Origin of the sequence: Nostoc sp. (assembly GCF_036917515.1) — a bacterium.
Classification (GTDB): domain Bacteria; phylum Cyanobacteriota; class Cyanobacteriia; order Cyanobacteriales; family Nostocaceae; genus Nostoc.
Genome location: NZ_JBALDE010000099.1, coordinates 52328 through 75338, shown reverse-complemented (window position 1 = coordinate 75338; position 23011 = coordinate 52328). Strand labels below are relative to the sequence as shown.

The 23011-nt window shown below is 40.8% G+C and carries 24 protein-coding genes and 1 pseudogene; 11 read left to right on the top strand and 14 right to left on the bottom strand.

Annotated elements, in window-relative coordinates:
• Positions 1 to 73: 73 nt before the first annotated feature.
• Positions 74 to 1711, bottom strand: a complete 1638-nt coding sequence (locus tag V7K89_RS11770) for a CTP synthase (protein WP_335187280.1) — start codon at positions 1709 to 1711, stop codon at positions 74 to 76.
• 68 nt (positions 1712 to 1779) lie between these two features.
• Between V7K89_RS11770 and V7K89_RS11765 the strand changes: the two genes are divergently transcribed.
• The 3 genes from V7K89_RS11765 to V7K89_RS11755 all read left to right on the top strand — a co-directional run bounded on the left by V7K89_RS11765 (position 1780) and on the right by V7K89_RS11755 (position 4421).
• Positions 1780 to 3534: an N-acetylmuramoyl-L-alanine amidase gene (locus V7K89_RS11765; protein ID WP_335187278.1), complete on the top strand. Its 1755-nt coding sequence runs from the start codon at positions 1780 to 1782 to the stop codon at positions 3532 to 3534.
• 202 nt (positions 3535 to 3736) lie between these two features.
• Positions 3737 to 4132: a type II toxin-antitoxin system RelE/ParE family toxin gene (locus V7K89_RS11760; protein WP_335187276.1), complete on the top strand. Its 396-nt coding sequence runs from the start codon at positions 3737 to 3739 to the stop codon at positions 4130 to 4132.
• Positions 4104 to 4421, top strand: a complete 318-nt coding sequence (locus V7K89_RS11755; RefSeq protein WP_335187274.1) for a helix-turn-helix domain-containing protein — start codon at positions 4104 to 4106, stop codon at positions 4419 to 4421. The genes V7K89_RS11760 and V7K89_RS11755 overlap by 29 nt, the downstream gene beginning before the upstream one ends.
• Before the next feature lie 237 nt (positions 4422 to 4658).
• On the opposite strand, the gene V7K89_RS35860 is transcribed toward V7K89_RS11755, so the two are convergent.
• Positions 4659 to 4781, bottom strand: a complete 123-nt coding sequence (locus V7K89_RS35860) for a hypothetical protein (RefSeq protein WP_442941645.1) — start codon at positions 4779 to 4781, stop codon at positions 4659 to 4661.
• A 19-nt stretch (positions 4782 to 4800) separates the two neighbouring features.
• Here V7K89_RS35860 and V7K89_RS11750 point away from each other — a divergent pair.
• Positions 4801 to 5167: pseudogene (locus V7K89_RS11750) on the top strand (hypothetical protein); the annotation flags it as partial.
• Between the two features lie 7 nt (positions 5168 to 5174).
• On the opposite strand, the gene V7K89_RS11745 reads toward V7K89_RS11750, so the two are convergent.
• The gene (locus V7K89_RS11745; RefSeq protein WP_335187272.1) at positions 5175 to 5498 is read right to left on the bottom strand and encodes a DUF262 domain-containing protein; all 324 of its coding nucleotides are present in this window, start codon (positions 5496 to 5498) and stop codon (positions 5175 to 5177) included.
• 180 nt (positions 5499 to 5678) lie between these two features.
• Here V7K89_RS11745 and V7K89_RS11740 point away from each other — a divergent pair, with 180 nt between their 5' ends.
• A complete protein-coding gene (locus tag V7K89_RS11740; protein WP_335187270.1) occupies positions 5679 to 5951 on the top strand; it encodes a hypothetical protein in 273 nt (90 codons plus the stop codon).
• Between the two features lie 176 nt (positions 5952 to 6127).
• Positions 6128 to 6529, top strand: a complete 402-nt coding sequence (locus V7K89_RS11735) for a hypothetical protein (protein WP_335187268.1) — start codon at positions 6128 to 6130, stop codon at positions 6527 to 6529.
• Positions 6530 to 6652: 123 nt separating this feature from the next.
• Here V7K89_RS11735 and V7K89_RS11730 read toward each other — a convergent pair whose 3' ends face one another.
• Positions 6653 to 7237, bottom strand: a complete 585-nt coding sequence (locus V7K89_RS11730) for a pentapeptide repeat-containing protein (protein WP_442941644.1) — start codon at positions 7235 to 7237, stop codon at positions 6653 to 6655.
• 14 nt (positions 7238 to 7251) lie between these two features.
• Between V7K89_RS11730 and V7K89_RS11725 the strand changes: the two genes are divergently transcribed.
• Positions 7252 to 7782, top strand: a complete 531-nt coding sequence (locus V7K89_RS11725; RefSeq protein WP_335187266.1) for a YraN family protein — start codon at positions 7252 to 7254, stop codon at positions 7780 to 7782.
• Positions 7783 to 7852: 70 nt separating this feature from the next.
• Here the strand turns inward: V7K89_RS11725 and V7K89_RS11720 are convergent, their stop codons facing one another.
• Positions 7853 to 8242, bottom strand: a complete 390-nt coding sequence (locus V7K89_RS11720; protein ID WP_335044235.1) for a hypothetical protein — start codon at positions 8240 to 8242, stop codon at positions 7853 to 7855.
• 272 nt (positions 8243 to 8514) lie between these two features.
• Between V7K89_RS11720 and queA the strand changes: the two genes are divergently transcribed.
• On the top strand, positions 8515 to 9726 hold the full coding sequence (queA, locus tag V7K89_RS11715) for a tRNA preQ1(34) S-adenosylmethionine ribosyltransferase-isomerase QueA (RefSeq protein ID WP_335187264.1): 1212 nt from the start codon (positions 8515 to 8517) through the stop codon (positions 9724 to 9726).
• On the opposite strand, the gene V7K89_RS11710 is transcribed toward queA, so the two are convergent.
• On the bottom strand, positions 9707 to 10402 hold the full coding sequence (locus V7K89_RS11710; protein ID WP_335187262.1) for a potassium channel family protein: 696 nt from the start codon (positions 10400 to 10402) through the stop codon (positions 9707 to 9709). The two genes, queA and V7K89_RS11710, sit on opposite strands and share 20 nt — an antisense overlap.
• A 183-nt stretch (positions 10403 to 10585) precedes the next feature.
• Positions 10586 to 11923 carry a TrkH family potassium uptake protein gene (locus V7K89_RS11705; protein ID WP_335187260.1) on the bottom strand — a complete coding sequence of 446 codons (1338 nt, stop codon included), beginning with the start codon at positions 11921 to 11923 and terminating at the stop codon, positions 10586 to 10588.
• A 350-nt stretch (positions 11924 to 12273) separates the two neighbouring features.
• Between V7K89_RS11705 and V7K89_RS11700 the strand changes: the two genes are divergently transcribed.
• Positions 12274 to 13116: a methyltransferase domain-containing protein gene (locus V7K89_RS11700; RefSeq protein WP_335187258.1), complete on the top strand. Its 843-nt coding sequence runs from the start codon at positions 12274 to 12276 to the stop codon at positions 13114 to 13116.
• 96 nt (positions 13117 to 13212) lie between these two features.
• On the opposite strand, the gene V7K89_RS11695 is transcribed toward V7K89_RS11700, so the two are convergent.
• Entirely contained in the window at positions 13213 to 13677 is a 465-nt protein-coding gene (locus V7K89_RS11695) for a hypothetical protein (protein ID WP_335187256.1), read from the bottom strand.
• Between the two features lie 433 nt (positions 13678 to 14110).
• Positions 14111 to 14854: a response regulator transcription factor gene (locus tag V7K89_RS11690; protein ID WP_322670411.1), complete on the bottom strand. Its 744-nt coding sequence runs from the start codon at positions 14852 to 14854 to the stop codon at positions 14111 to 14113.
• 157 nt (positions 14855 to 15011) lie between these two features.
• Here V7K89_RS11690 and V7K89_RS11685 point away from each other — a divergent pair, with 157 nt between their 5' ends.
• Positions 15012 to 16073 (top strand): YheT family hydrolase, encoded by a 1062-nt coding sequence (locus V7K89_RS11685; protein ID WP_335187254.1) that lies wholly within the window; start codon positions 15012 to 15014, stop codon positions 16071 to 16073.
• 146 nt (positions 16074 to 16219) lie between these two features.
• Here the strand turns inward: V7K89_RS11685 and V7K89_RS11680 are convergent, their stop codons facing one another.
• Positions 16220 to 16387, bottom strand: a complete 168-nt coding sequence (locus V7K89_RS11680; protein WP_335187253.1) for a hypothetical protein — start codon at positions 16385 to 16387, stop codon at positions 16220 to 16222.
• A gap of 43 nt (positions 16388 to 16430) precedes the next feature.
• Positions 16431 to 16745: a hypothetical protein gene (locus tag V7K89_RS11675; protein WP_335187251.1), complete on the bottom strand. Its 315-nt coding sequence runs from the start codon at positions 16743 to 16745 to the stop codon at positions 16431 to 16433.
• Positions 16746 to 17362: 617 nt separating this feature from the next.
• Here V7K89_RS11675 and hetI point away from each other — a divergent pair.
• Positions 17363 to 18070: a 4'-phosphopantetheinyl transferase HetI gene (gene hetI / locus V7K89_RS11670; RefSeq protein ID WP_335187250.1), complete on the top strand. Its 708-nt coding sequence runs from the start codon at positions 17363 to 17365 to the stop codon at positions 18068 to 18070.
• Positions 18071 to 18128: 58 nt separating this feature from the next.
• Here hetI and V7K89_RS11665 read toward each other — a convergent pair whose 3' ends face one another.
• The 3 genes from V7K89_RS11665 to V7K89_RS11655 form a co-directional block, all read right to left on the bottom strand.
• A complete protein-coding gene (locus tag V7K89_RS11665) occupies positions 18129 to 18932 on the bottom strand; it encodes an SDR family NAD(P)-dependent oxidoreductase (protein ID WP_335187248.1) in 804 nt (267 codons plus the stop codon).
• Between the two features lie 779 nt (positions 18933 to 19711).
• Positions 19712 to 21226, bottom strand: coding sequence for a thioester reductase domain-containing protein (locus tag V7K89_RS11660; protein WP_335187246.1), 1515 nt, complete (start codon positions 21224 to 21226; stop codon positions 19712 to 19714).
• A 2-nt stretch (positions 21227 to 21228) separates the two neighbouring features.
• Positions 21229 to 22905: a PfaD family polyunsaturated fatty acid/polyketide biosynthesis protein gene (locus tag V7K89_RS11655; RefSeq protein ID WP_335187244.1), complete on the bottom strand. Its 1677-nt coding sequence runs from the start codon at positions 22903 to 22905 to the stop codon at positions 21229 to 21231.
• Positions 22906 to 23011 lie beyond the last annotated feature (106 nt).

Below are 23011 nucleotides of genomic sequence, written 5' to 3'. Positions count from 1 at the left end.
ACCCTGGATGTCCAAATCTGCTGAAGCCTTAAGTTAATGTTGTAATTAATTATGAATTATGAATTATGAATTGTTATGACACCTCCAATGGTGTTGGTGTGCTAGATGTCGAAAGAGAAAGAGCGATCGCTGTTTGAATGAATCCTTTAAATAAGGGATGAGGTGTACTGGGGCGTGATTGAAATTCTGGATGAAATTGGCAAGCAAGAAAGAATGGGTGCTTGGGTAATTCCACAATTTCCACTAAACGTCCATCGGGAGAAGTACCACTAATCGTATAGCCAGACTTTAACAACAAATCGCGGTAAGCATTGTTGAACTCATAGCGGTGTCGATGTCGTTCATAAATCACATCTTCTTGATAGAGCTTAAAAGCTAAAGTATCAGGGAGAACACGACAAGGGTATAGCCCTAAGCGCATTGTACCCCCTAAATCCACAACTTCCTGCTGTTCTGGCAATAAATTTATTACCGGATCAATTGTGTAAGGGTCAAATTCAGCACTATTAGCACCTGTTAATCCCACTACGTGCCTAGCCCATTCAATTACAGAACATTGCATACCCAGGCATAAACCCAAGAAGGGAATTTGGCGATCGCGGGCGTATTTAATCGCGGCAATTTTACCATCGACTCCCCGAACCCCGAAACCTCCTGGCACAACTATGCCATCGACACCCTCAAGATAATTTTCGGCTGGTTCAGTTTCTAAATTTTCTGAATTCACCCAACGCAGACGCAGTTTGCCATAAGTGGAGATTGCAGCATGGTTCAGTGCTTCCACTACAGATAGATAGGCATCACTTAACTGCACATATTTACCAACAATGGCAATTTCTACCTCGTGCTTGGGACTATGTAACCGTTTTACCAGGGTTTGCCACTGCGTCAAATCTGGTTTATGCTGTTCCATTTGCAGCAAGTTCAGCACTTGTTCTGCCATTCCTTCCCGTTCCAGATTTAGGGGTACTTCATAGATACTTTTGGCATCTTGGGAAGTGATGACGCATTCTTCCGGCACATCGCAAAATCCCGACAACTTCTGCTTTAATCCTTTGGGTAAAGGGCGATCGCTCCGACAAACTAAAATATCTGGTTGAATACCAATGGATCTCAGTTCTTTAACTGAATGCTGTGTTGGCTTAGTTTTCATCTCACCCGCAGAGGCAATCCACGGTACTAGCGTAACGTGCATATACAGCACATTCTGCCGTCCCACCTCTTTACGGAACTGGCGAATTGCTTCCAAAAACGGCAGCGATTCAATATCTCCCACCGTGCCACCAATTTCTGTGATTACTACAGAAGGGTTTGTACTTTTAGCAACTCGCAGAATCCGCTCTTTAATTTCATTGGTAATATGAGGAATTACCTGTACAGTACCGCCATTGTAGTCTCCGCGCCGCTCTTTATTGATGACTGCTTGGTAAATCGAGCCAGTAGTCACACAATTTAAGCGCGACATCGAGGTATCAGTAAAACGTTCGTAATGCCCCAAGTCTAAATCTGTCTCCGCACCATCTTGGGTAACAAATACTTCCCCATGCTGAAAGGGACTCATTGTGCCAGGATCGATATTAATATAAGGGTCAAGTTTGAGAATCGACACCGAATATTTGCGCGACTTGAGCAAACGCCCTAGACTTGCTGCTACAATGCCTTTACCAATACTGGAAACTACGCCTCCAGTAACAAAGATAAACTTAGTCATAGTAACTTCTAAAAATACATCCCGTCATTGTGCCACAGTTATTGTGGTGTCATCTTCTGTGATTTGCTGTGAAAAACCTCTTAGGATTAGTAATATTAGGCTTTATTCTTTCCTCCTCCATAGCATTGGCACAGCCATCTCTTATAGTCATTTTTCCCCAGACAAACTACCAGACAAGTGCCCAAAAAATATTCTTTCTGGGCACTGCACCACCAGATGGTCAGGTTTTGATCAATAGTAAGCCAATTACCCGCAGCAAAGCTGGTCATTTTTCTCCTAGTTTCCCCTTGCAATTGGGGGAGAATCTTTTTACTGTGCGTCGCCAGAATCAAGAACTTAAGATTAAGGTGATCAGGCTTAACGCTAGCCCGGAACTACCACAGGGGGTAGCTTTTGCGAAAGATTCCCTGACTCCCGCAGTTGACATTGCCAGATTACCAGAAGAAGTAATTTGTTTTGGCGCGATCGCACCCCCTAACGCTAATGTCTCTGTAACCCTGGCTAATCAAACTATTGCCCTTTTACCCCAACCTCAACAGGCAGAACTACCAAGTAATTTGGCAGCTTTGACAGGGCAAAATCAGCCTCATGCCCAGTCTAGCGTAGGCAATTATCAAGGTTGCACTACGGTGGCAACAGCCGCCGATCTAGGAAAACCTCAATTTCAACTGACGCTTGACGGCAAGACGATAACTCAACCAGGATCTGGTAAGATTGAAATCCTCTCAAGAGCTCAATTGCCAGTTTCTGAGGTTACAGTAGAGTCAGGCGTTGCTCGTACTGGCCCTAGCACCGATCATTCTCGACTTACACCACTGCCCAAAGGTACACGCGCAACAGTTACAGGTAGGGAAGGTGAATGGTTGCGCCTAGATTATGGCGCTTGGATTAATAGTAAAGAAACCCGCATTCTACCTGGTGCAGTTCCGCCACAAACAATAATTCGCAGTGTCGGATACCGTCAACTCCCTGGTGCGACAGAGATAGTTTTCCCCTTACAAGTTCCCGTACCCGTGAGCGTGCAACAAAGTGAGAGTGCTTTCGCTCTCACTCTCTACAATACTACTGCCCAAACGGATATAATTCGCCTGGATGATGACCCCCTAATTTATCGCCTAGACTGGCAACAGGAAGCCCCAGGACAAGTAAAATACACCTTTAACTTCAAAAAAGTTCAACAGTGGGGATATAAGCTGAGATACGACGGTACAACCCTGGTTTTGGCTTTGCGTCATCCGCCTAAAATTGGGAACACAAGACGCAAGCTTTTAGCTAATTTCAAGATTGTACTAGATCCAGGGCATGGCGGTAAAGAATCTGGTGCCAGTGGCCCAACTGGATATTTAGAAAAAGATGTGAATTTGGTGGTATCTAAATTGCTGCGCGACGAGTTAGTGAAGGAAGGAGCAACGGTAGTAATGACACGGGAGGATGATAAGGAGGTTTCGCTAGTAGAACGTCAGGCAATTATTAGTAAAGAAGAACCATGCATCGCTATTTCCATACACCACAACTCTCTACCCGATGATGGTGATGCCGAAAAAACCAAGGGATTTGCCGCTTTTTGGTATCAACCCCAAGCCCATAACCTGGCAATGTTTTTACATAACTATGTAGTCAAAAAACTCAGCAAACCTTCTTATGGTGTGTTTTGGGATAACCTGGCGCTGACACGTCCAACTGCTGCACCATCGGTATTACTAGAATTGGGTTTTATGAGCAATCCTGATGAATTTGAGCAGATAGTGAACCCAGAGGAACAGAAGAAAATGGCTGGTGCGATCGCTCAAGGGATTACTGAGTGGTTTATGAGTGTTAAATAAATTTGCAGATAGAACACTAGTTGTAGCCTGATTGTATTTGGTGGAGTGCGATCGCCTCCGACGGGGCGTAGCCCATCGCTATTTTTTCGCTAGTTCCTGCTCAATGTTGCGATCGGTCTTTGTTCAAGCTTTTTGACTTTTGTAGTGTATTGCCAAACATAGCACCAAGTGCTATATGATAAGCAAAGGCAATGATCATAGCATGATAATCTATAAAACCCGATGGTTTGACCGTTGGGCACGCAAAGAGGGTTTAAATGACCTTAGCCTCTGCACGGCTGTCAACGAAATGACGGCAGGACTTTACGAAGACGATCTGGGAGGCGGACTGTTCAAAAAGCGGATTGCCCGCTCTGGACAAGGTAAGCGTGGTGGCTTTCGCACACTGGTGGCAACCAACAAGGGAGATTGCTGGTTTTTTGTTTTCGGCTTCCCGAAAAACGAGCGCAGTAACATTAACAAAAAAGAAGAAGAAGCATTAAAAAAGCTGGCATCAGTGCTGTTATCTTACACGCTAGAGGATCTCGAAAAGGCCAAGCTGGAAGTTGAATTGATGGAGGTAATTTGTAATGGCGAAGAAGAAATCAGCGATTCTTGAAGCCGTTCACGAAACGGCTACGGGGCTGCACAAGGCTGGACTGATGGATCAAAGTACATTGCGTGAATTCGACAGTCTGTGCTTGTCTGGGATTGAACCGCTAGAACCTAAGCAAATTAAGGAAATACGCGAATCATCTCATGTCAGCCAGGCAGTATTTGCTGCGATTTTGAATACAAGTCTATCAACGGTTCAAAAGTGGGAAATCGGTCAGAAACGTCCCAGTGGCACTGCTCTTAAGCTGTTGCACCTAGTTAAGAAACGGGGATTGAATACCCTGATTGATTAAGGGTTGTTTTTGAGGAAAGTGACGCTATGAAAATTAGTTATGACCAAGAAACTGATTCACTTTATATTTGCCTAGTCGATGGATATCATCAATATCGTACTTTGCGCTTAAACGGTGAAATAGCATCAGATCAATAGTTTGACGCAATAATTACACGAAATATTAAATAGGTGTAACTTCTATAAACAGTGTTTTTTATTCATTAAAAAAGTGACTTACCAATTATTAGTTTTATATTCATTTTGTATTTTCTATCTTAATAGCTTGAGTTATTGAATCCATATAATCAACGATATTATCAATGTAAATCATCAAATCAGCCATAGAAACGTCACTGGCATAGCTATTATGATGAACAATATTATTTCTTTTTACAACAATAGATGTAACAATGAATGGAATAGTAGTAGTAACAACTCATTTATATGATGGGAGAAAAAGCTTACCATTAGATATAGAGTTATATCAGCACGCTTGTTCTCTACCCCAAGGCAAACAAGACCCAGAATTTGAGAAGAAAACAGAATTAGCGCTCAAGTTGGTAGACAGAACTTTAACAAGAAAGTATCAACCAGGGATTGTAATTGTAGATGAGACGCAGGTGGGCTAACAAATCATTGAACACTTTTAGTGAAGCTTTGGAGGCTTTCAGAACAGCTATGTCTTTCAGATTTTTCGATTGGTTGACTCTTAATCGTCACCTGTTTGCTTCTTATAAAGCCAGTTTAGGCTACATTTGGGCTTGATTTTTGTTTAAGTCCCGCTAAGTCCTTCCAAAGCAAATTCATCATTAAAAAACCGAACAATAGTCGTAAGACGCTGTACACCGTCAATGACCATGTGCTTACCGTCTTCAAATTCTGCGAAATAGCAGGAAGGTAGAGGTATCCTCATTAAACAGGACTCTATAAATTTTGAAGACCGCTCCCAGCCGTCTTTATCCCATTTATATTTTCGCTGAAAGTCAGGATTTAAAATCAGCTTTGGTGACTTTGCAGTAATGCGGCTGTGTAAAGTTTCAAAAGGATAATCAATTGGATATAAATTAAGGGTTTTTTCTTCGTTGTCTTGATTCACGTTTTTCTTAGTGTGCGAGAGTTTCTTACTTTCGAGTTTGTCAAAGCATTTTTCTCCTCTGCTGCTTTGAGGCGATCGCTTTCCTACCTGCTACAGAATCAAGCTTTGCTCTCTAACCTTTGTAGCTTCTGCTCTACAATGAAGTCAAGAATATAGCAGCTATAAACAGGGGATTTATTTATGTCCCACCCGACGCTCAGTAGTCAAGAAGTCGCCCGATGTGGAAAGGAACTCTATCAAAAAAGTATCCGTGCCAAAGTTGAGACACAAGAGAACATTGGCAAAATTATCTCGATTAATGTTGAAACAGGAGATTACAAAATCGGTGATGATTTAGTCGAAACGAGTCTTCGATTACGATCCAAGCAAACCAATGCAGCACTTTGGGGAGAAAGAATTGGTTTTGATGCCGTTTATGCAGTTGGTGGTACATTGCTCAGGACGGCAGAGTGATACACAAGACTGTAGTTGAACTTCAGGCAAGAATGAGTCTGATTATTCTTCCCCCAGAACGTTCAGGTTACGAAGTAGTATAACACCTTGCTATATCTTGATTTCAGTGCTTCTACCCTGCCAGAACAACTTTGATTGCGGGTAGAAATATATGAAATCTTATATTTTGAGAATCTATGTATTTTAAAATCAGCGGTATAGTGGGAGCGATCGCTATTTTATTAAGCAACGGCAGTGTGTTCGCCGAAGGTGTTGGCGTAGCGATCGCCCAAGATGCACAAAGATACATCACTGTCGGGCATGATAAATTAGGAAACAGCGTAGCTCTGGACACAAAAACTATTAAGGGCACAACATACAAGCTTTACGGAATATATGGTGATGGTATCTTCGAGACTACGTTCGATGCTTCGTGCAAAGAATCACGGCTTTTTCGGAATCGCATTGCCATTTACGGATCACAAGGACAGCTACTTCAAGAGGATCAAGAGAAAGGAGAAATACCTTTTGTAGCCAATTCTTCACCAGGCAAAGGAATGCAAATTGTTTGTCAAAAGATTGGTGCCCATGGTTGGTAGATGCTCAATATTTTATGAGTAGGGAATGGGGAATAAGCAATACACAATGACGCCAGTCGCCTCAAGTCGGGAAACCCGCCCACAGCGCTGGCTCCCCATTGCCCAATTCCCAGCTAAAAAATACTAAGGACAAAACAACGTGTCACGCGTATCTCGTCCTGTAGTGGGATTAGTTCCTTTGGCAAGTTTGCACAATTTTTTTTGCTCATCGGGACGCAGCAGTACATCGGTAAAATCTGCCCCATCAATGATTGCACCATCAAATCTGGCATTAGCAGCAAAGGCACCTTCCAACAGTGCATTTGTTAAATTTGCTCTGACTAAACGAGCTGAGTCTAAAGTGGTATTTCTCAAATCAGAACCCTCCAAATTTGCAGACTCCAAATTTGCTGCAAAGAAACTGACACCGTTCAAATTAGCTCGGCTGAAGTTGCTCTGGCGAAGATTAGCTTTAGTAAAGCTAGAGTCTGTTAAATCACGTCCTGAAAAATCAGCCTCAACCAAAATTTCTTTATTATATTCAAGTGCCAAAGCTGTTGGAGCAAAACCGACTGTTGCGGTGATGCCAACTATTCCCCACAGGAATAAGCTGAGTATGCTTGTCCAAATTCGATGGTTTGTTTTACGCTCCAACCCTAACTTTGTTCGGGATGATGCGAGTGTAGAACCCGTAGTGCGATCGCTTAACCTAGAATTCACAGAATTCATGATATTTTTAGTCAATGGCTAACCTTCCTCCATCTCATTATCCAGATATTGGTCATTTAGGAGAAGACCTAGTAGCCCAATGGTTACAATCTACAGGTTGGATAATTCTCCATCGTCGCTTTTCTAGCCGCTGGGGAGAAATTGATATCATTGCTGAATATGCTAGAAAAGCAGAGGAAAAAAGGGAGCAAGGGAGCAGGAAAGAAGTAGGACAACTCAGAACTCAGCACTCAATATTGGCATTTGTTGAAGTTAAAACCCGTAGTTCAGGTAGTTGGGATACAGGGGGAAAAAGTGCAATCACTCCACAAAAGCAGGCAAAAATCTGGCGGACAGCTGGAATATTCTTAGCCCAGTACCCTGAGAAGGCAGATTATTCTTGTAGATTTGATGTTGCTATTGTCTACTGTCAAAGGATATCAAAAAATCTGACTAGGGTTATAGCAAATCAGGAAGCTCTAGCTACTTCATCAGTACCAGGATATAAGTTTAAGCTGCAAGAATACATCCCCGCAGCTTTTGACTCTTCAATTGATAATGGTTAATCGGTAATCGATAAAATATCTTGATTACCAATCACCAATAATTTTGTAGTGACGTTACAACCAAATAGTGTTACGCCAAAGTTTCTGGACAATAACCTAAGCCCCGGACAAACTGTTGCCGGAACGCTTCAATTTCTTCTCTTTCTGGGCTACCATGAGAAACGATCGCTACTTGATAGCGACGCATCACATCCACAGGGCACTGTCCTGCTTCCAAACTCCAAAGTGCCATTTGCACCCTCATTGGCGGTTCGTAGCTAATTCCTAATTCATTTAGAAAAGCGCGAAAGTCGCCATCTTCTTGGGGCGAGACTTGACCTTTGAGTTTGATCCTAACCACCCAGCCATCAATTTGATGAATTACGGTGACGAATGAAACTGGTGTCTGGGGTCTAGCGTGGAGGTGTTGAACGACCCTCAGGGTTAGACTGGCATTTGCCAGATAGTACAAGTATTCCATGTTTATTGGTGCTTGGGATCAAAGCCAATCCTACATATCTATATTCGTCAATCAGTGCCTGCTCCCGGTAGGGTAAAAGCCCCCGTTTTTGATGGGGAGGTTTACCCAATTTTTATGTTAATTTTTCCGTGTTACTTAATAGTAACAATCTTATAGCCTTGCGACCAAACTGAGCAAAGATGCCTTAAAGTTTTTTTAGAAGGGAAAGCTAAATAAAGCTTTTTTAAGCGAGTATAAATACTAAGATAAAGCAAAAACTAGTATAAGCCAATTTGAAAGATAGTTCTAGCCCACAAGAAAAAGATTTGGAATTAGATTGCTCGGTAGCTAGCTATGACTACAAACTACCTCCAGAACTCATTGCCCAAAATCCAGCAGTTCCTAGAGATAGTTCGCGGTTACTGGTAGTTGATTCTCCCAGTTCAGGTATTGAAACAGCACCCCTACACCACATTTTCCATGATTTGCCCGCACTGCTAGGCTCTGGTGATTTGTTGGTTATGAATAACACAAGAGTCATTCCAGCGCGGCTTTATGGTCATAAATCCACTGGTGCTAAAATCCAGGTGTTGCTCTTGGAAGAACGGCAGCATAACTGTTGGTTAGCTTTAGTTAAGCCAGGAAAAAGCTTCAAACTGGGAGCGAAGATTGTTTTTGAAGCAAAGCAATTAGGAATTGGGGATTATAAAGATTATTCCCTAGTCCCCAGCCCCCAGCTAACGGCTACGGTTCTGGAAACAGACGCAGCAACTGGGGGGCGTTTGTTGCAATTTAATGTACCAGCAGAAAAGACTTTGGTGCAACTGTTAGAGGTATTTGGTGAAGTACCGTTACCACCGTACATCACTACCTCAAAAGCAGCTAATGAGCAGTATCAGACAGTTTATGCCAAACAGCCAGGAGCGATCGCAGCTCCAACGGCAGGATTACATTTTACCCCAGAATTATTACAACAGTTGCGCGATCGCAAAATTAATCAAGCTTTTGTGACACTACACGTTGGTGTCGGCACATTTCGCCCTGTGGAAGTAGAGGACGTAACTACCCATCAGATGCATGAAGAATGGATTGAAGTTCCCGTGGCTACAGTAGAGCAAATCCGCGCCACTAAAGCTGCTGGTGGTCGAATTATTGCTGTGGGAACAACGGCAGTACGGGCTTTAGAAGGGGCGGCTCAATCTGGTAATTTACAACCGTTTTGCGGAAAAACAGACTTGTTTATTTATCCTGGCTACCAATGGCGAGTGGTAGATGGTTTAATTACAAATTTTCACTTACCGCGTTCTAGTTTGTTGATGTTGGTAAGTGCCTTAATTGGCAGACAACGATTATTAAATATATACAATGAAGCGATCGCTTTTGGATATCGCTTTTATTCATTCGGTGATGCCATGCTAATTTTGCCGTCAACTGTGGGAGTGGGAAGTAGAGACCCGATTAATCACGTCTCTACTCCTAACTTTATTAAATCGGCAAACGATTAATATCTTTATTACAACCAATAACAACCATTGCTGACCCACGCTCTAAACGCTTGGTAGCGTCAGGATTAATTTGAAATTTCCCATCCTGGCTTACTGCTAGCAAATTTAAACCGTAGCGGTTACGAAGTTGAAGTTCAGTGATGGTTTTGCCGTGAAATTCATCAGGCACAATCAACTCTACAATACTGTTATCTGGGTCGAGGTCAAACCGATCTAGAATTGCTGGTTTGGTAAGAGTGCGCGCTAGGGCACAACCCGCTTCATACTCAGGAAAAATAACATGATCTGCTCCTACTCGCCGCAACAGTTTACGGTGAACTTCACTAGAAGCTTTAGCAACTACGTGAGGTACACCAGCCTCTTTTACATTTAATGTGGTTATGATACTTTCTTGAACATAGTTGCCAATCGCTACAATTACAGTATCAAATTCAAAAATTCCAGCTTCTTTGAGTGCGGCTGGTTCTGTAGAGTCTAGTTGCAAAGCATGACCAACTATGCCGTCAGTTAATGCTTCTGAAACTCGTTTTTCATCAATATCTGTTGCCAGCACTTGATAACCAAAATTGTGCAGTGTGGAACAGACAGACCTGCCAAAACGACCTAACCCAATTACAGCAAATTGATGGTTGTCTTTACGTAAACTGCGAAAAAAACTTAATGATGACAGATTCACCCTTTTTATCCTTATTATGGCTCCCTGTATTTAGGGCAAAAAACGGATATACCGCTTGAATTAAAAATTTTATTTTTGCCTTCAAATATATATTTTATCAGTTTAGTCATTTGTCTTTGGTCATCAGTCAGTTGTCAATAATTATTCTCCTCACACTTCCTACTCGCTACTCTCTGTTTTTAACTATCCCACTAGTAAATTTTCTTCAGGATAGCGAATTCTGGTTGGGCGGGGGTCTCCTAGTACAGCAGACATCAGCAGTAAAACACCTACTCTTCCAACGTACATAGTGACAATTAAGATCAGCTTTGCTGTTGTAGAGATAGTTCCTGTAATACCTGTAGAAAGCCCTACTGTGGCGAAGGCTGATACTACTTCAAACAAAATTTGAATAAAATCTAATGTTGGATCTGTAAGGCTAATTAAAATGGTAGCTAAAATCACGGTTCCTACAGAACCCACCAACACACCTATAGCTTTCAAAATTAAAGTTATTGCTATTTTGCGATCGTACAATAAAACTTCTTCTTTCCCCTGAAGAATTGCTTGAGTGCAACTGGTCAAAACTCTTAAAGTTGTTGTTTTCATCCCTCCTCCCGTACCACCAGGACTTGCACCAATAAACATCAGCGCAATTGTAATAAATAGACCAGCAGTGGTCATTTTGCTAATATCGATGGTGTTAAAGCCAGCAGTTCTGGGAGTAACTGATTGAAACCAAGCTACTAATATCTGGTCTCTTAAATTTAGAGAACCGAATGTTTCAGGATTTCTAATTTCTATACAAAAAAAGGCTATTGTCCCGATTGCTAATAATATAATGGTTGTGCTGGTTGCAACTTTAAAATCAAGTGATAGCAATTGCTTTTTAAGAGATTTTTGGAAAATGAGATCGCGCAACCAAAGATACATTTCCAAAATTACCTGATAGCCAATTCCTCCAAAGATAATTAACATACTAATGGTGAAAACTACTACAAAGGATGACTGATAACCAATTAAGTTATCTTTAAATAAACTAAAACCAGCATTATTCCAAGCATTGATACTATGAAAAATCGCCAGCCAAAGTCCTTGACTCCACCCATACTCTGGAACAAAAGCAAGTAAAAGTAAGAAGACTCCAGTAATTTCAAAAATTAAAGTTGTGGCAATAATTGAACGGATAACTTGGGAGCTACCACTCATCCCTGGTCGGTCTAAAGCTTGTTGAATGGCAATTTTTTGCCGCATATCAAATTTACGACCAATGAGCAAAATTAGAAATGTGGTAGTTGTCATGTAGCCCAATCCGCCAATTTGAGCTAAGAGTGCAATATATAACTGACCCCAAAAGGAAAAATAAGTACCAGGATCGACTACTGATAAACCGGTGACACAAACTGCGGATGTCGAGGTAAATAGTGCCACAATCAGGTTATTCCATGTACCATCGCTAGTTGAAAGAGGCATCATCAACAGAATAGTACCAACAGCAATGACAGTCAAAAACCCCAAACAAATTGTGCGAGCGACAGTCATAATTAATTCAAAATGTCAAGATAGTTAGCGAGAAAATTATCAGTAAGGGCGACAATGGAATGAGCTTTTAAGCACTTAAAAATCAGAAAAATAGTTCATTTTATCGGCACGCTGGTAACAAAATAACCAATTTTTCATTGCTATAACTTTTGATTTTTAGAGCTTTTTGGAGAATGAAATAGCCCTGCACTATATAGGTTGTCTAAAAAAGTCCATCTACCAAAACTAGATGCTCCCTCTCGGTTTACCTTCCTGGAATTAAAAATACCCTTATTTAATTAAAAACATACATGGTAGCCTACCTGTATGTTTTTTTTGAAATTCTACTTCGTCTCAATACTACTTTTTTCATGAGTGCAACACTTTACCAGCAAATTCAGCAGTTCTACGATGCTTCCTCTGGTCTGTGGGAACAGATTTGGGGCGAACACATGCACCACGGCTACTATGGCGCTGATGGCAGCCAGAAAAAAGACCGTCGGCAAGCGCAAATTGATTTAATTGAGGAACTGCTCAATTGGGCGGGTGTACAAGCAGCAGAAAATATCCTTGATGTGGGTTGTGGCATTGGTGGCAGTTCTTTATACCTGGCAGAAAAGTTTAATGCTAAGGCTATAGGAATTACTTTGAGTCCTGTGCAAGCTGCCAGAGCAACGGAACGCGCTTCGGAAGCGAATTTGAGTTTAAGAACTCAGTTTCAAGTAGCCAATGCTCAAGCAATGCCTTTTGCTGATAATTCTTTTGATTTGGTTTGGTCGCTGGAAAGCGGCGAACACATGCCAGATAAAACTAAGTTTCTCCAAGAATGTTATCGGGTCTTGAAACCTGGCGGCAAGTTAATTATGGTGACTTGGTGTCATCGAGCGACTGATAAGTTACCACTGACGGCAGATGAGGAAAAGCATTTGCAAGACATTTATCGAGTATATTGTTTGCCTTATGTAATTTCTTTACCAGACTATGAAGCGATCGCCCGTCAACTTCCATTAAACAATATTCGCACCGCCGATTGGTCAACCGCCGTCGCCCCTTTTTGGAATGTAGTAATTGATTCAGCGTTCACTCCCCAAGCACTTTGGGGCTTACTCAATGCCGGTTGGACTACCATTCAGGGGGCGTTATCACTGGGGTTGATGCGTCGCGGTTATGAACGCGGGTTAGTTCGGTTTGGTTTATTGTCTGGGAATAAGTAGAAACGTTCTTTGGGAAAGACTGCGCTGTTTCATTACAGCGCGATCGCACTACAATTTAAGAAATTCAATGACGGCTAATGTCTACCTTCAAAAATTTTACTTTGCTGTGAAATTGCCTATAATGCCACCAGCTTCGAGCGAACACCTAAAAAGTGTACCTGTTTCGCTATTCCCATCAGGCCCATCAAATACAGAAAGATTACCAAGATTCAGGGTTTGCCAATTTTTTGGCCCAGAAGTAGTATAAACTAAAGAACTAAACGCGGCACCGTTTCCAACACCATTAATCGAAACTGCTTGACACGAGCTATTATTTCCATAAATTCTGACTGACGTTGGGTGAGAACCTGGTGACAGTTGCAGGGTTCCTACGACTTGAACACTGTAACTACAGTTATTAATAATTCCCCCATAACTCGAAGTGCTTAAACATGAATTGTCTTGGGGATAGGAATTCTTCATAGTAGCTCCTGGCCCCGTTACTGCCAAAGCTTGGTTCGCCACTAAGCTTACGACTCCAGCCAACATACTCACCAAATAACTTTTTATAAAAAACCGCATTCTTATTAACTCCAATTTTGCACGTATTTCAACTTCATAGTTGAATTTACTTAAGAATGAAGCACGCTTTTGATAAAGTTATTCTGTCGTTACAATATTTTTTTATAACTTTTTCATATAATTTTTAAGTTGTTAAAGACTTTAAAAATAATGATAATCAAAAAAGAGGCTGAGGAGTGTAACCGAAAATTACATCCTCTTCCTCTCCATCACACGATTATCATTTTTACGAAACTTATTTTGAGTATTTTAACTCATTGACAAAAAACGTTGTATCTTAATTTCTCATTGATACACTTGTAGAGACGTTGTATTGCAACATCTCTACATACTAATAAATTCCACCAATAACCTTAACTAAGCGGTAAGGAATAAGGAGTTACAGAGAGTTCTTGCCTAAGTGATAGCTTAGTTAAGGGAATTTAGCGTGATTTCATTCAACGACTGTTACCGAAGCCCCTTCATTCGATGGGGGTATAGCGGGTAATTCAAGACAGTATCCAGCACCATACACTGTCTTGATATAGCGGGGATGGCGAGGATCTGGTTCTAGCTTGGTTCTCAAGTGGCGAATATGGACTCGAATCGTTTCTATGTCATCATCAGGATCGTAACCCCAAACTTCTCTGAGGATTTCGCTGGGAGAAACCGTTTGACCGTGGCGTTGCAGTAAGCAGTGAAGTAGCTCAAATTCCAAGTGAGTCAATTTCACTGTTTCATTGAACCATATTGCCTCAAATCTTTCGGGAACGAGAGTTAATGAGCCATAATTGAGAATCTCACTGTGCTTTGCGGCTTGGGGAATCCGGTCAGTACGCCGCAAAAGTGCCCGCACCCGCGCCAGCAGTTCTTCAACTTCAAAAGGTTTGGTGAGGTAGTCATCTGCGCCAGCATTGAAGCCTTCCACTTTGTCCTGAGTTTGGCTCAAGGCTGTCAACATTAACACGGGAATTTCAGAGGTGCGATCGTCGCGACGCAGGCGTTGGCAAACGGTAAACCCATCTACCCTGGGCAACATTAAATCGAGCATGATCAAGTCTGGTTGTAGCTGGAGAGCCAGCGCTTGACCTTTGATGCCGTCTTCAGCTTGACTAACATCGTAGCCAGCCATTTCCAAGTTGACGGCAACTAGTTCTGAAATCGCTGGGTCATCGTCTATGACAAGAATCCTCGGCATTCTTAAAAAATTATTACTACTTATTAAGGATAAATAACAACCTTTGATAGATACAAAGATTATTGAATCAATTCTAAAAAAGATTTTAAATCTTACATAAATATTAAGATTAAATGACTGTGAAATCAAGACTCAACTAAACGAAATCTTATAGTCTATGATGTGTTATACTCCCCTCTTCAATCCGTCTTGGTTTTTACAAAACGGTGTGATTATGACTGTACACACCGCTTTGTGGGGAAGCCGTTACTGGGAAAGTACTAATCAAAACCCAGAACCGTCTTATCACGAAAAAATCTTTATAGGTGGGCAAGGTGTGCCAATTTTTGGCTTGGTTGCCATTCCTGAAAATGCTCATAGCACGATTATTGGTACTTATGGTATTACTGGAGAGTTAAAGACAGAATGGTCTTTGAGAGTGCTAGGACGTAAAGCCTATGCTCAAGGGTACGCTATAGTGTTATTTGATTGGCGTGCCCACGGTAAAACCGCTGACTTGTCCCCAACTCTGACTTCCGATGGACTGTATGAGGGGGAAGATTATGTTCGCATTGCCGCCACTGCTAAGGCAATGGGATGTCCGGGAAAATTCTGGTTTACAGGATTTTCTTTAGGAGGGCAATTGGCACTATGGGCACTGAAAGTATCTGGTGAAGTGATTAGAGAGCATGAGGATTTAGGACTAGAAGATAGCGATATTGGTGGTGGTATGGTGATTTGTCCCAGTTTGGATTCTGAGCGATCGCTATCTTATCTAGTCACTAAGCCCTTTGGTAGATATTTGGAAACGCAGATTACACAGAATTTAAAAAAACTGGCATGGCGAATACATGATGCTCATCCTGGAAGCATTGACCCAGCGGCGATTGAACGGGCAAACAGTATCTGGGGTTTTGACAATGAACTGGTAATTAACCGACTAGGTTTTCCTTCTGTGGAAGCATATTACCAAGCCAGCAGTGCTCTACAAATATTACCGCAAATATCAAAACCGACTTTGATTATCTATGCTGCCGATGACCCACTTTTTGACCCAGCTATTATACCTGAATTGCAAGAAGCTTGCGATCGCAATCCGGCAATAGATTTGTTCCTCACTCGTTACGGCGGCCATGTTGGTTATATGAGTAGTAAAAATTGCCAGCGCCAATTACAAGACCCTGACCCTTGGTGGGCATGGAATCGAGTTTTACAATGGTTGCAGCAACAAAGAAAATAATAGGCGAGACAATATTTTAGCTGCTAGGATACTCGACGGATGGAGTCGTATTGTTTGGAAATCCAAAAAAATGAACAGATTAGCTTGTTTTTACTACTTGTCCTAAATAAACTATTGCAATAGAAAGAATGGCATTGGCTGAGAAGCTACCACAATATTATTGGTAAACCAGCAATAACAGAAGCAATACCTGTCCAGAGAGTAAAGCGCTCAACATCTACTTCATCCAAAGCAACGCTCATTTCTTTAATTGCTAATAGAAGCGCTGTCAGTAGCAGCACAAAGAAGGCAAGGTACTCCAAATTAGTAATCATTCATCCTCACTATGTCTTGCAAAAAAGTAATTCTAATAGATTTTTAACAAGCTTTAGCAAGGTTTTTTTGTTCCAGATTTAACAATTTGCCAGAAAAATGATTTACCAGTGAAGAAATATCTACTTCAGGTAGCCAAATCGTTGTTTCATAACCGACCCGACCCATTTCTGGTTCTGGTCCCATAGGCATCTCCACCAAATATTCCCAACTACCTGACTCAAATCGGTAGTTTTTAATGACGCCTTCCCCACCTAAAAAACTTACTATCTCACCTTTACAAAACTTACTTATTGGCAAAACACTTGCAGACATTCCTCGTAATTCCTTAGAGTAAAACTGTATAGCTAATGTAGCCAAAATCAAATTTCCTATTCTCTGTCAAGGGTTTTAATACATTCTCTTTCAGAGGATTTAACCTGAAGTTAAAAATCGTACATCTAAAGTAATAAAAATTGCACGGATATGTAGAATAAGAAATCAGCATATTAGACAGGAAAAGCGTTCACAGCTACCTGTAGTTATGTTTACAGTTTGACTTAATATTTAACAACTCTTCTGGCAGATTCATTATAAGAAAAATAAGTGCAGCTACTTTGCTAAGTAATTAAGCTAATATTTAAAATGCTATTCATCAAATTAGAAAGTATTGCCCTAATTTGATGCAATTACTCTGCTTACTCAATAAAAGTAATTGTTGTAAAGCTTATAAAATCCTTTTTGTTTTCCAAAGCTGTTACCCCGTGTTGAAACTGGGAAGTGATAAGCCTGACGGCATGGCTACGCTTACCGCGTTGGTCTAGCACATAGTATAGTAGCGCTAAAGCGGTCAAACCAGATCCACCCATAATAATTGTTGTGAAGAAACTACTAAAGTACAAAACCTTATCCAATACAAAAAGAAGAAAACCCAAACAAAATCTGAATTACGAATTACGTAGCTTGCTTCTCGCCTTTGGCGAGTATTACGAATTACTATGAATTTCTGGCTACCTGCACCGACGGATTTAACTTTGCTACCGGATGAGATTCATGTCTGGCGCATAGACCTTGACCAACCAGAACGACAGCTGCAAAATTTAGCAGCAACTCTTTCCAGTGACGAAACAGCTCGTGCTGAACGGTTTTATTTTCAGGAACATCGGCAGCGTTTCATTGCTGGTCGTGGTATCCTACGAACTATATTAGGTCGCTATTTGGGTATTCAGCCGTCACAAGTGCAGTTTAGTTATCAACAGCGTGGCAAACCAGTATTAGCAGATAAATTTGCCGATAGTGGACTGGCGTTTAACTTGTCTCATTCCCAAGGATTGGGTTTGTGTGCAGTGAATTGCACTCGCCCAATTGGTGTAGACCTAGAATATATTCGCTCGATGTCTGATTTAGAAGCTCTTGCCAAACGGTTCTTTTTAGCGAGAGAATATCAAATGTTGCGATCGCTATCTCCCAACAAACAGCAAGAGGTATTTTTCCGTTACTGGACTTGTAAGGAAGCTTATTTAAAGGCAACTGGAGACGGACTATCCCAGTTAGAACAAATTGAAGTATCACTGACTCTCACAGAACCAGCCAAGTTACAGATATCTGAAGACTGGAGTCTTTTTGAATTAGTACCTGCTAACAATTATGTTGCTGCTGTTGCTGTAGAGAATTTTGGCTGGAATTTAAAGTGTTGGCAGTATTAATCCTAGTCATTTGTCATTTGTCATTAGTTATTAGTGAATGCCCAATCCCCAATGCCCTCTACTTATCTTCCTGCATATTTCGTACAATTTTTGTCACCAGCTTTCTGGGTACAAATCTGACACTTTTTGCAAGTAATTTATTCATAAAGCCAGGAATCACAATGGTTTTGCCTTTCATTAAGGCGTGAAAACCAATTTCGGCTACTGTTTGTGCATCCATCATCTTTTTGCCCTTGAGCAACTTAGAACCAGCCATTCCCGTTCTTTCGTGGAAAGCAGATTCGGTTGAGCCTGGGCACAGAACTGTCACAGTGACACCTGTACCTTCTAGCTCATTAGCGATCGCTTCTGAAAAAGATAAGATATAAGCTTTAGTTGCAAAATAAACTGCCATCAAAGGCCCTGGTTGAAAAGCAGCGGCTGAGGCAACGTTTAATATTTTACCTTCACCTTGCTTTACCATGCCCTTCACGAATAGCTTGGTTAAATGGGTGAGACACACCAAATTTACCTGTAGCATTTCCAGTTCAGTAGCTAGGTCAGTTTCGTGAAATAATCCATAAATCCCAAATCCGGCATTATTTACCAGCACATCAACATTTATATCGGCTTTTTGCAACTCTGTAAAAATTTCTTCAGGAGCCGTTGATATAGATAAATCCTTAACAATAGGTTTGACAAAAATTCCAAATTCTTCTTGGAATTTGACAGCAACTTCTACTAGCTTTGGCCCATTTCTGTCTACTAAGACCAGATTATAATCATGAGCAGCAAAAATACACGCTAATTGGTAGCCAATTCCACCAGCTGACCCAGTAATAAGAGCAGTTTGTCTACTCTGTCCTTGATGTGTTTTGTTCATGTAAGAATATTGGTGAATTCAATTTGATGAAGCTGTATTGCATTTACAGTCGTTCTCGTTCTACAATTAAGTGCACGTAATATTTGAACGGAGAAAAAATATATTAAGTTATTCTCCTTGTAAATAACTTGTGTGATGCCTTAGATATAAGATTCCTATTTGATTTTTGAACAAGATTCAGTACGTATTCATCCCTTTTTTTTATACCCTATACCCTGTTCTCTGTTCCCTCTCCACGCAAGTAAATTCAGGAATCAAACCGGATTCCTATAAATGTATCAGTACAAACGCAAATTTAGCACTTATGCATCGAATAAGTTGGGCATTAAAGAAGTTCAGTTATTTCAAACTACTAGCGTTTGGCTTTTGATTACTCACAAAAGCCAGTAGGTAAAATCAAACCTTCATGCCCGATACTAACCATTCTACCCTCAATTGCTTCTGTCAAGAGTTGAATACTAAAAATTTATATTATTGGGCAGAAAAAAACAAGGCAATTATATTGCTGCTGTTAGTCTATAATTTGTTGCTGGTATCTGAAATATTGGCTATTCAGTAGTACTGAGTTTTAAAAAAATGGACTAAATAAAATTATTTTGTAGTGAAGGTTCCCGATGCTCGATAGCGAGGCGGTAGCGAGTACTAGAGCGTCTGTAAAAGCGTCTGAACTCGCTACCACTGCGCTATGCGTAGCAACTAGCGTTGTGCTTTTGTAACGCACCGAAAATATCTGGGGCGGTATGTTAAGTTCCTACACATCCTACACAATTTTTGAGTTTCTAAGCGATATTTAAGAAGCCACTTTGAATTAAGTAGGCAGTGTAAGTCATAAACAATTGAGAATTAATTGGAGGACAAGCAATAGAACTACCTGCTAGTGCATGAAGAGTATCTTGGCAGCTAATATGAGGTCTTCTAGCTTGCAAATACAAATCAGGAATAGTCAGTTGCTCATCAGACCAGCGCTCTAGTAAAAATGGTCGCAGAGTATACAAAGGATTGTCTACAGAAGACACATTATTGATTAACTCTGATTGCCATTTTTCGTAGGGAATCATCTCAACTGAATAACCAAAAGAGCGTATCCAATCAACTAATATTTTCAAAGAGACAGGTTGAGGATGTTGTAAATTGAAAGCTTTACCTATAGATTCTTTTTGCCGTGATAGATAAACAATGGCTTGACTTACATAGTCCACAGGAGACATATCCAACATATAATCTACATCGGGAAAACTTCCCATTTGTAGACAGCCCTTGACCATCAGATTGATAAAGTCATGTGTATTACAAATACCTGTTTTGCTATCACCTGAAATCAGTGGTGGTCTGTGGATAGTTACAGGAAGTCCACGGTCACGAGCAATTTTTACTAACTTTTCAGCTACCCATTTAGTTTGTGAGTAACCAAGATAAATACCTTCCCAATGATTGAATTCATCCTGTTCTTTGACAACCTTACCAGCATAGGCAGTGGATTCAAAAACAGCCACACTAGAAACGTAATGTACAGGCTTGACTTTAATTTGACAAGCCAATCTCAAAACTTCCTGTGTTCCTAAAACATTGGCTGCTTTCAGTGCTGAATATGGAAAAACATAATTCAATAAAGCACCACTATGATAAATAGTATCAATATTGGTAGCTAAAACTTGAAATTGTTCCGAACCAACACCTAATAATGGCAAAGATAAATCACCGACAATTGGAATAATTCGGGAGTTAAATTCTTCCTGCCAAATTGCATATTGTTGCAAATTATTTTGGAGTTTTGTTTTGCCTTCTTCAGTATTAGCAGCACGCACTAAGCAATAGATATCCGCCTGGGTTTCTTGTAGTAATTCCCAGATGATAAAAGCTCCTAAAAAGCCTGTTCCTCCAGTTAAAAAGATGTTTTTGGGTTCACCCACAGCCACATTAGATGCAGCACCGGGATGGATGGTGGGGTCAAGAACAACCTCAGCACCTAAATCTAGAATAGAGGATGCAGCATTGGCATTAGAGGCTACCACACCTGTATCTTGAATCGGTGAATCTTCTTGTACTTCTTCAGCTAAACGCTGTGAAAGAGCTTCAATATTTGGGTAATGCCATAGAAGCAATGGAGAGGGTTGAAATCCGAGTAATTTTTCTAAGTTACTTACTAAAACCATTGCTTGAGCTGAATCCAACCCATAATTTTCTAAATGTTCTTTGATATCTATTTCATCAGTTGCAACTCCTAGCAACTTAGCTAAGTTAGATACCAAAAATATTTGAATATCGTCTGCTGTAAAAGACTGTTTTATAGTCATTTTTAAATCTCCAACAATGATGTAGAACGAACAGGGTGATATTGACTGTAATAATCGGAAGTTTGCAGTCCTTGAATTTTCAAATTTTGGACACGATACAAAAAGGCTGCACCAGTCATAATTTGATTAGCAACATCAACTACACCACGATTATTTGGTTCAGACAGATAAGAACCGCGTACCCAGTCATTGAAACCGCCCATTGCTGGACCACACCAAATTTGATAATCGACTTCTCTACCTTTTTCACCAGAACTAGACCAGCGAGAAGATAATCCTAGATACCAGCGGAAAATCAACGCCATTTTCAGTTTAGGATTATTGACTGCTTTCCCAAGTTTCTCTGGATTCTTTTGGGACAAATAAGCCGCAGTTCCTTCCCATACTTCAGCAATAGTTTTGCGAAAAACTTGTTTTTCTAATTTCTCTTTTTCTGCCAAAGGAATCTCTTCGATGGAATTATAAGCGCGATAGAGTTCAAATAATTTCTGCGCTCGCATAGGGAACATCGTACCCCGTTTGAGAACTTGCAATTTGACTCCCATTTCAAACATATCTGCGGCTGGAGCCATAATCATATCAGCCATTTCTGCTTGAGCTAGTAACTTTTTGGTATGTTCACAAGCCCCAGATTCAACGCATGACTGATTGATTGAGCCAGTCATTATATAAGCAGCACCCATCATGAAAGCTGCTAATGCTGATTGAGGTGTACCAATTCCACCTGCAACACCGATTCTAATCGGTGTTTGGTAATGATATTGTGCTTGAATTTCATCCCGCAAAGCAATAATAGAAGGTAACAAACAAACCAAGGGACGGTTATCTGTATGACCTCCAGAATCAGCTTCGACGGTAATATCATCAGCCATTGGAACTTTAGCTGCAAGAGTTGCTTGTAACTCAGTAATTAATCCTTGTTGCAGAAGCTCTTTAATAATTCTAGCTGGTGCTGGATGTAGGAATTTAGTAGCAACTTCTCGGCGAGAAATTTTGGCAATGACTTTATTTTTGATTTCAATTTGATTGGCGTTATTCAACTCCAATCCAGTAACGCGGTAATAAACAATGTTGGGCGTCAAGTCGAGAAATGCAGATGCTTCTACTGTTCTCACCTGATATTTGAGGTATAAATCCACAGCCCGGCGTTCAGTTGCAGGTTCATTAGGGCTGTGAATTAAATTAAAAGCATAAGGCCCTTGAGGTAAAGCTTCTTGAATGCGATTTATGGCTACTTCCAAACGTTCTGGAATTAAACCACCTGCACCAAAGGAACTCAAAATTTGCTCTTTTCCGAGTGCAATGACCATTTCTTCAGAAGCAATTCCGCCAGCCATTGCGCCGGTAACGTAGGCATATTTCACTCCATGAGAGGAGAGAAAATTAGGATCTCCAAATTGTTGAATGCGGATTGGTGCTGCAAATGTTAGCAGTTCTACTTGTGCTGTTGTGCCATTATCACCAGGGGATAAATAACCCTCATTAGTGACACCGATTTTTCCGGCAACTTTCACGATGTAGCAGGGTTTATTTAATACCATCAATTTATCTTTGATGGTTTGTTTTTCAAAAGATACAGTTTCTAAAGAACCTTTCCAAACCTGGTTTTTGTTATAAGACCAGGAAGAGAAATTAAGACCATTATCGTGTTTACTTAGTACCGTATCTACGGTTGTCACGGCAGTTATCCCTCGGATTACAAACAATGGATGATAAAATTGAAAAAATCTATATATTCATACCAATCCTGCACGAATATGCACGTAATAATTTTTAAATGAACCG

What these genes read in the sequence shown, in the direction of transcription:
- V7K89_RS11760 (WP_335187276.1), top strand. Translation starts at nt 3,737, where the DNA reads ATGATAATCTATAAAACCCGATGGTTTGACCGTTGGGCACGCAAAGAG.
- V7K89_RS11740 (WP_335187270.1), top strand. Translation starts at nt 5,679, where the DNA reads ATGTCCCACCCGACGCTCAGTAGTCAAGAAGTCGCCCGATGTGGAAAG.
- V7K89_RS11685 (WP_335187254.1), top strand. Translation starts at nt 15,012, where the DNA reads ATGATGTGTTATACTCCCCTCTTCAATCCGTCTTGGTTTTTACAAAAC.
- V7K89_RS11705 (WP_335187260.1), bottom strand. Translation starts at nt 11,923, where the DNA reads ATGACTGTCGCTCGCACAATTTGTTTGGGGTTTTTGACTGTCATTGCT.
- V7K89_RS11700 (WP_335187258.1), top strand. Translation starts at nt 12,274, where the DNA reads ATGAGTGCAACACTTTACCAGCAAATTCAGCAGTTCTACGATGCTTCC.
- V7K89_RS11660 (WP_335187246.1), bottom strand. Translation starts at nt 21,226, where the DNA reads ATGACTATAAAACAGTCTTTTACAGCAGACGATATTCAAATATTTTTG.
- V7K89_RS11730 (WP_442941644.1), bottom strand. Translation starts at nt 7,237, where the DNA reads ATGAATTCTGTGAATTCTAGGTTAAGCGATCGCACTACGGGTTCTACA.
- hetI (WP_335187250.1), top strand. Translation starts at nt 17,363, where the DNA reads ATGAATTTCTGGCTACCTGCACCGACGGATTTAACTTTGCTACCGGAT.
- V7K89_RS11665 (WP_335187248.1), bottom strand. Translation starts at nt 18,932, where the DNA reads ATGAACAAAACACATCAAGGACAGAGTAGACAAACTGCTCTTATTACT.
- V7K89_RS11755 (WP_335187274.1), top strand. Translation starts at nt 4,104, where the DNA reads ATGGCGAAGAAGAAATCAGCGATTCTTGAAGCCGTTCACGAAACGGCT.
- V7K89_RS11695 (WP_335187256.1), bottom strand. Translation starts at nt 13,677, where the DNA reads ATGCGGTTTTTTATAAAAAGTTATTTGGTGAGTATGTTGGCTGGAGTC.
- V7K89_RS11725 (WP_335187266.1), top strand. Translation starts at nt 7,252, where the DNA reads ATGGCTAACCTTCCTCCATCTCATTATCCAGATATTGGTCATTTAGGA.
- V7K89_RS11680 (WP_335187253.1), bottom strand. Translation starts at nt 16,387, where the DNA reads ATGATTACTAATTTGGAGTACCTTGCCTTCTTTGTGCTGCTACTGACA.
- V7K89_RS11735 (WP_335187268.1), top strand. Translation starts at nt 6,128, where the DNA reads ATGTATTTTAAAATCAGCGGTATAGTGGGAGCGATCGCTATTTTATTA.
- V7K89_RS11690 (WP_322670411.1), bottom strand. Translation starts at nt 14,854, where the DNA reads ATGCCGAGGATTCTTGTCATAGACGATGACCCAGCGATTTCAGAACTA.
- V7K89_RS11770 (WP_335187280.1), bottom strand. Translation starts at nt 1,711, where the DNA reads ATGACTAAGTTTATCTTTGTTACTGGAGGCGTAGTTTCCAGTATTGGT.
- V7K89_RS11720 (WP_335044235.1), bottom strand. Translation starts at nt 8,242, where the DNA reads ATGGAATACTTGTACTATCTGGCAAATGCCAGTCTAACCCTGAGGGTC.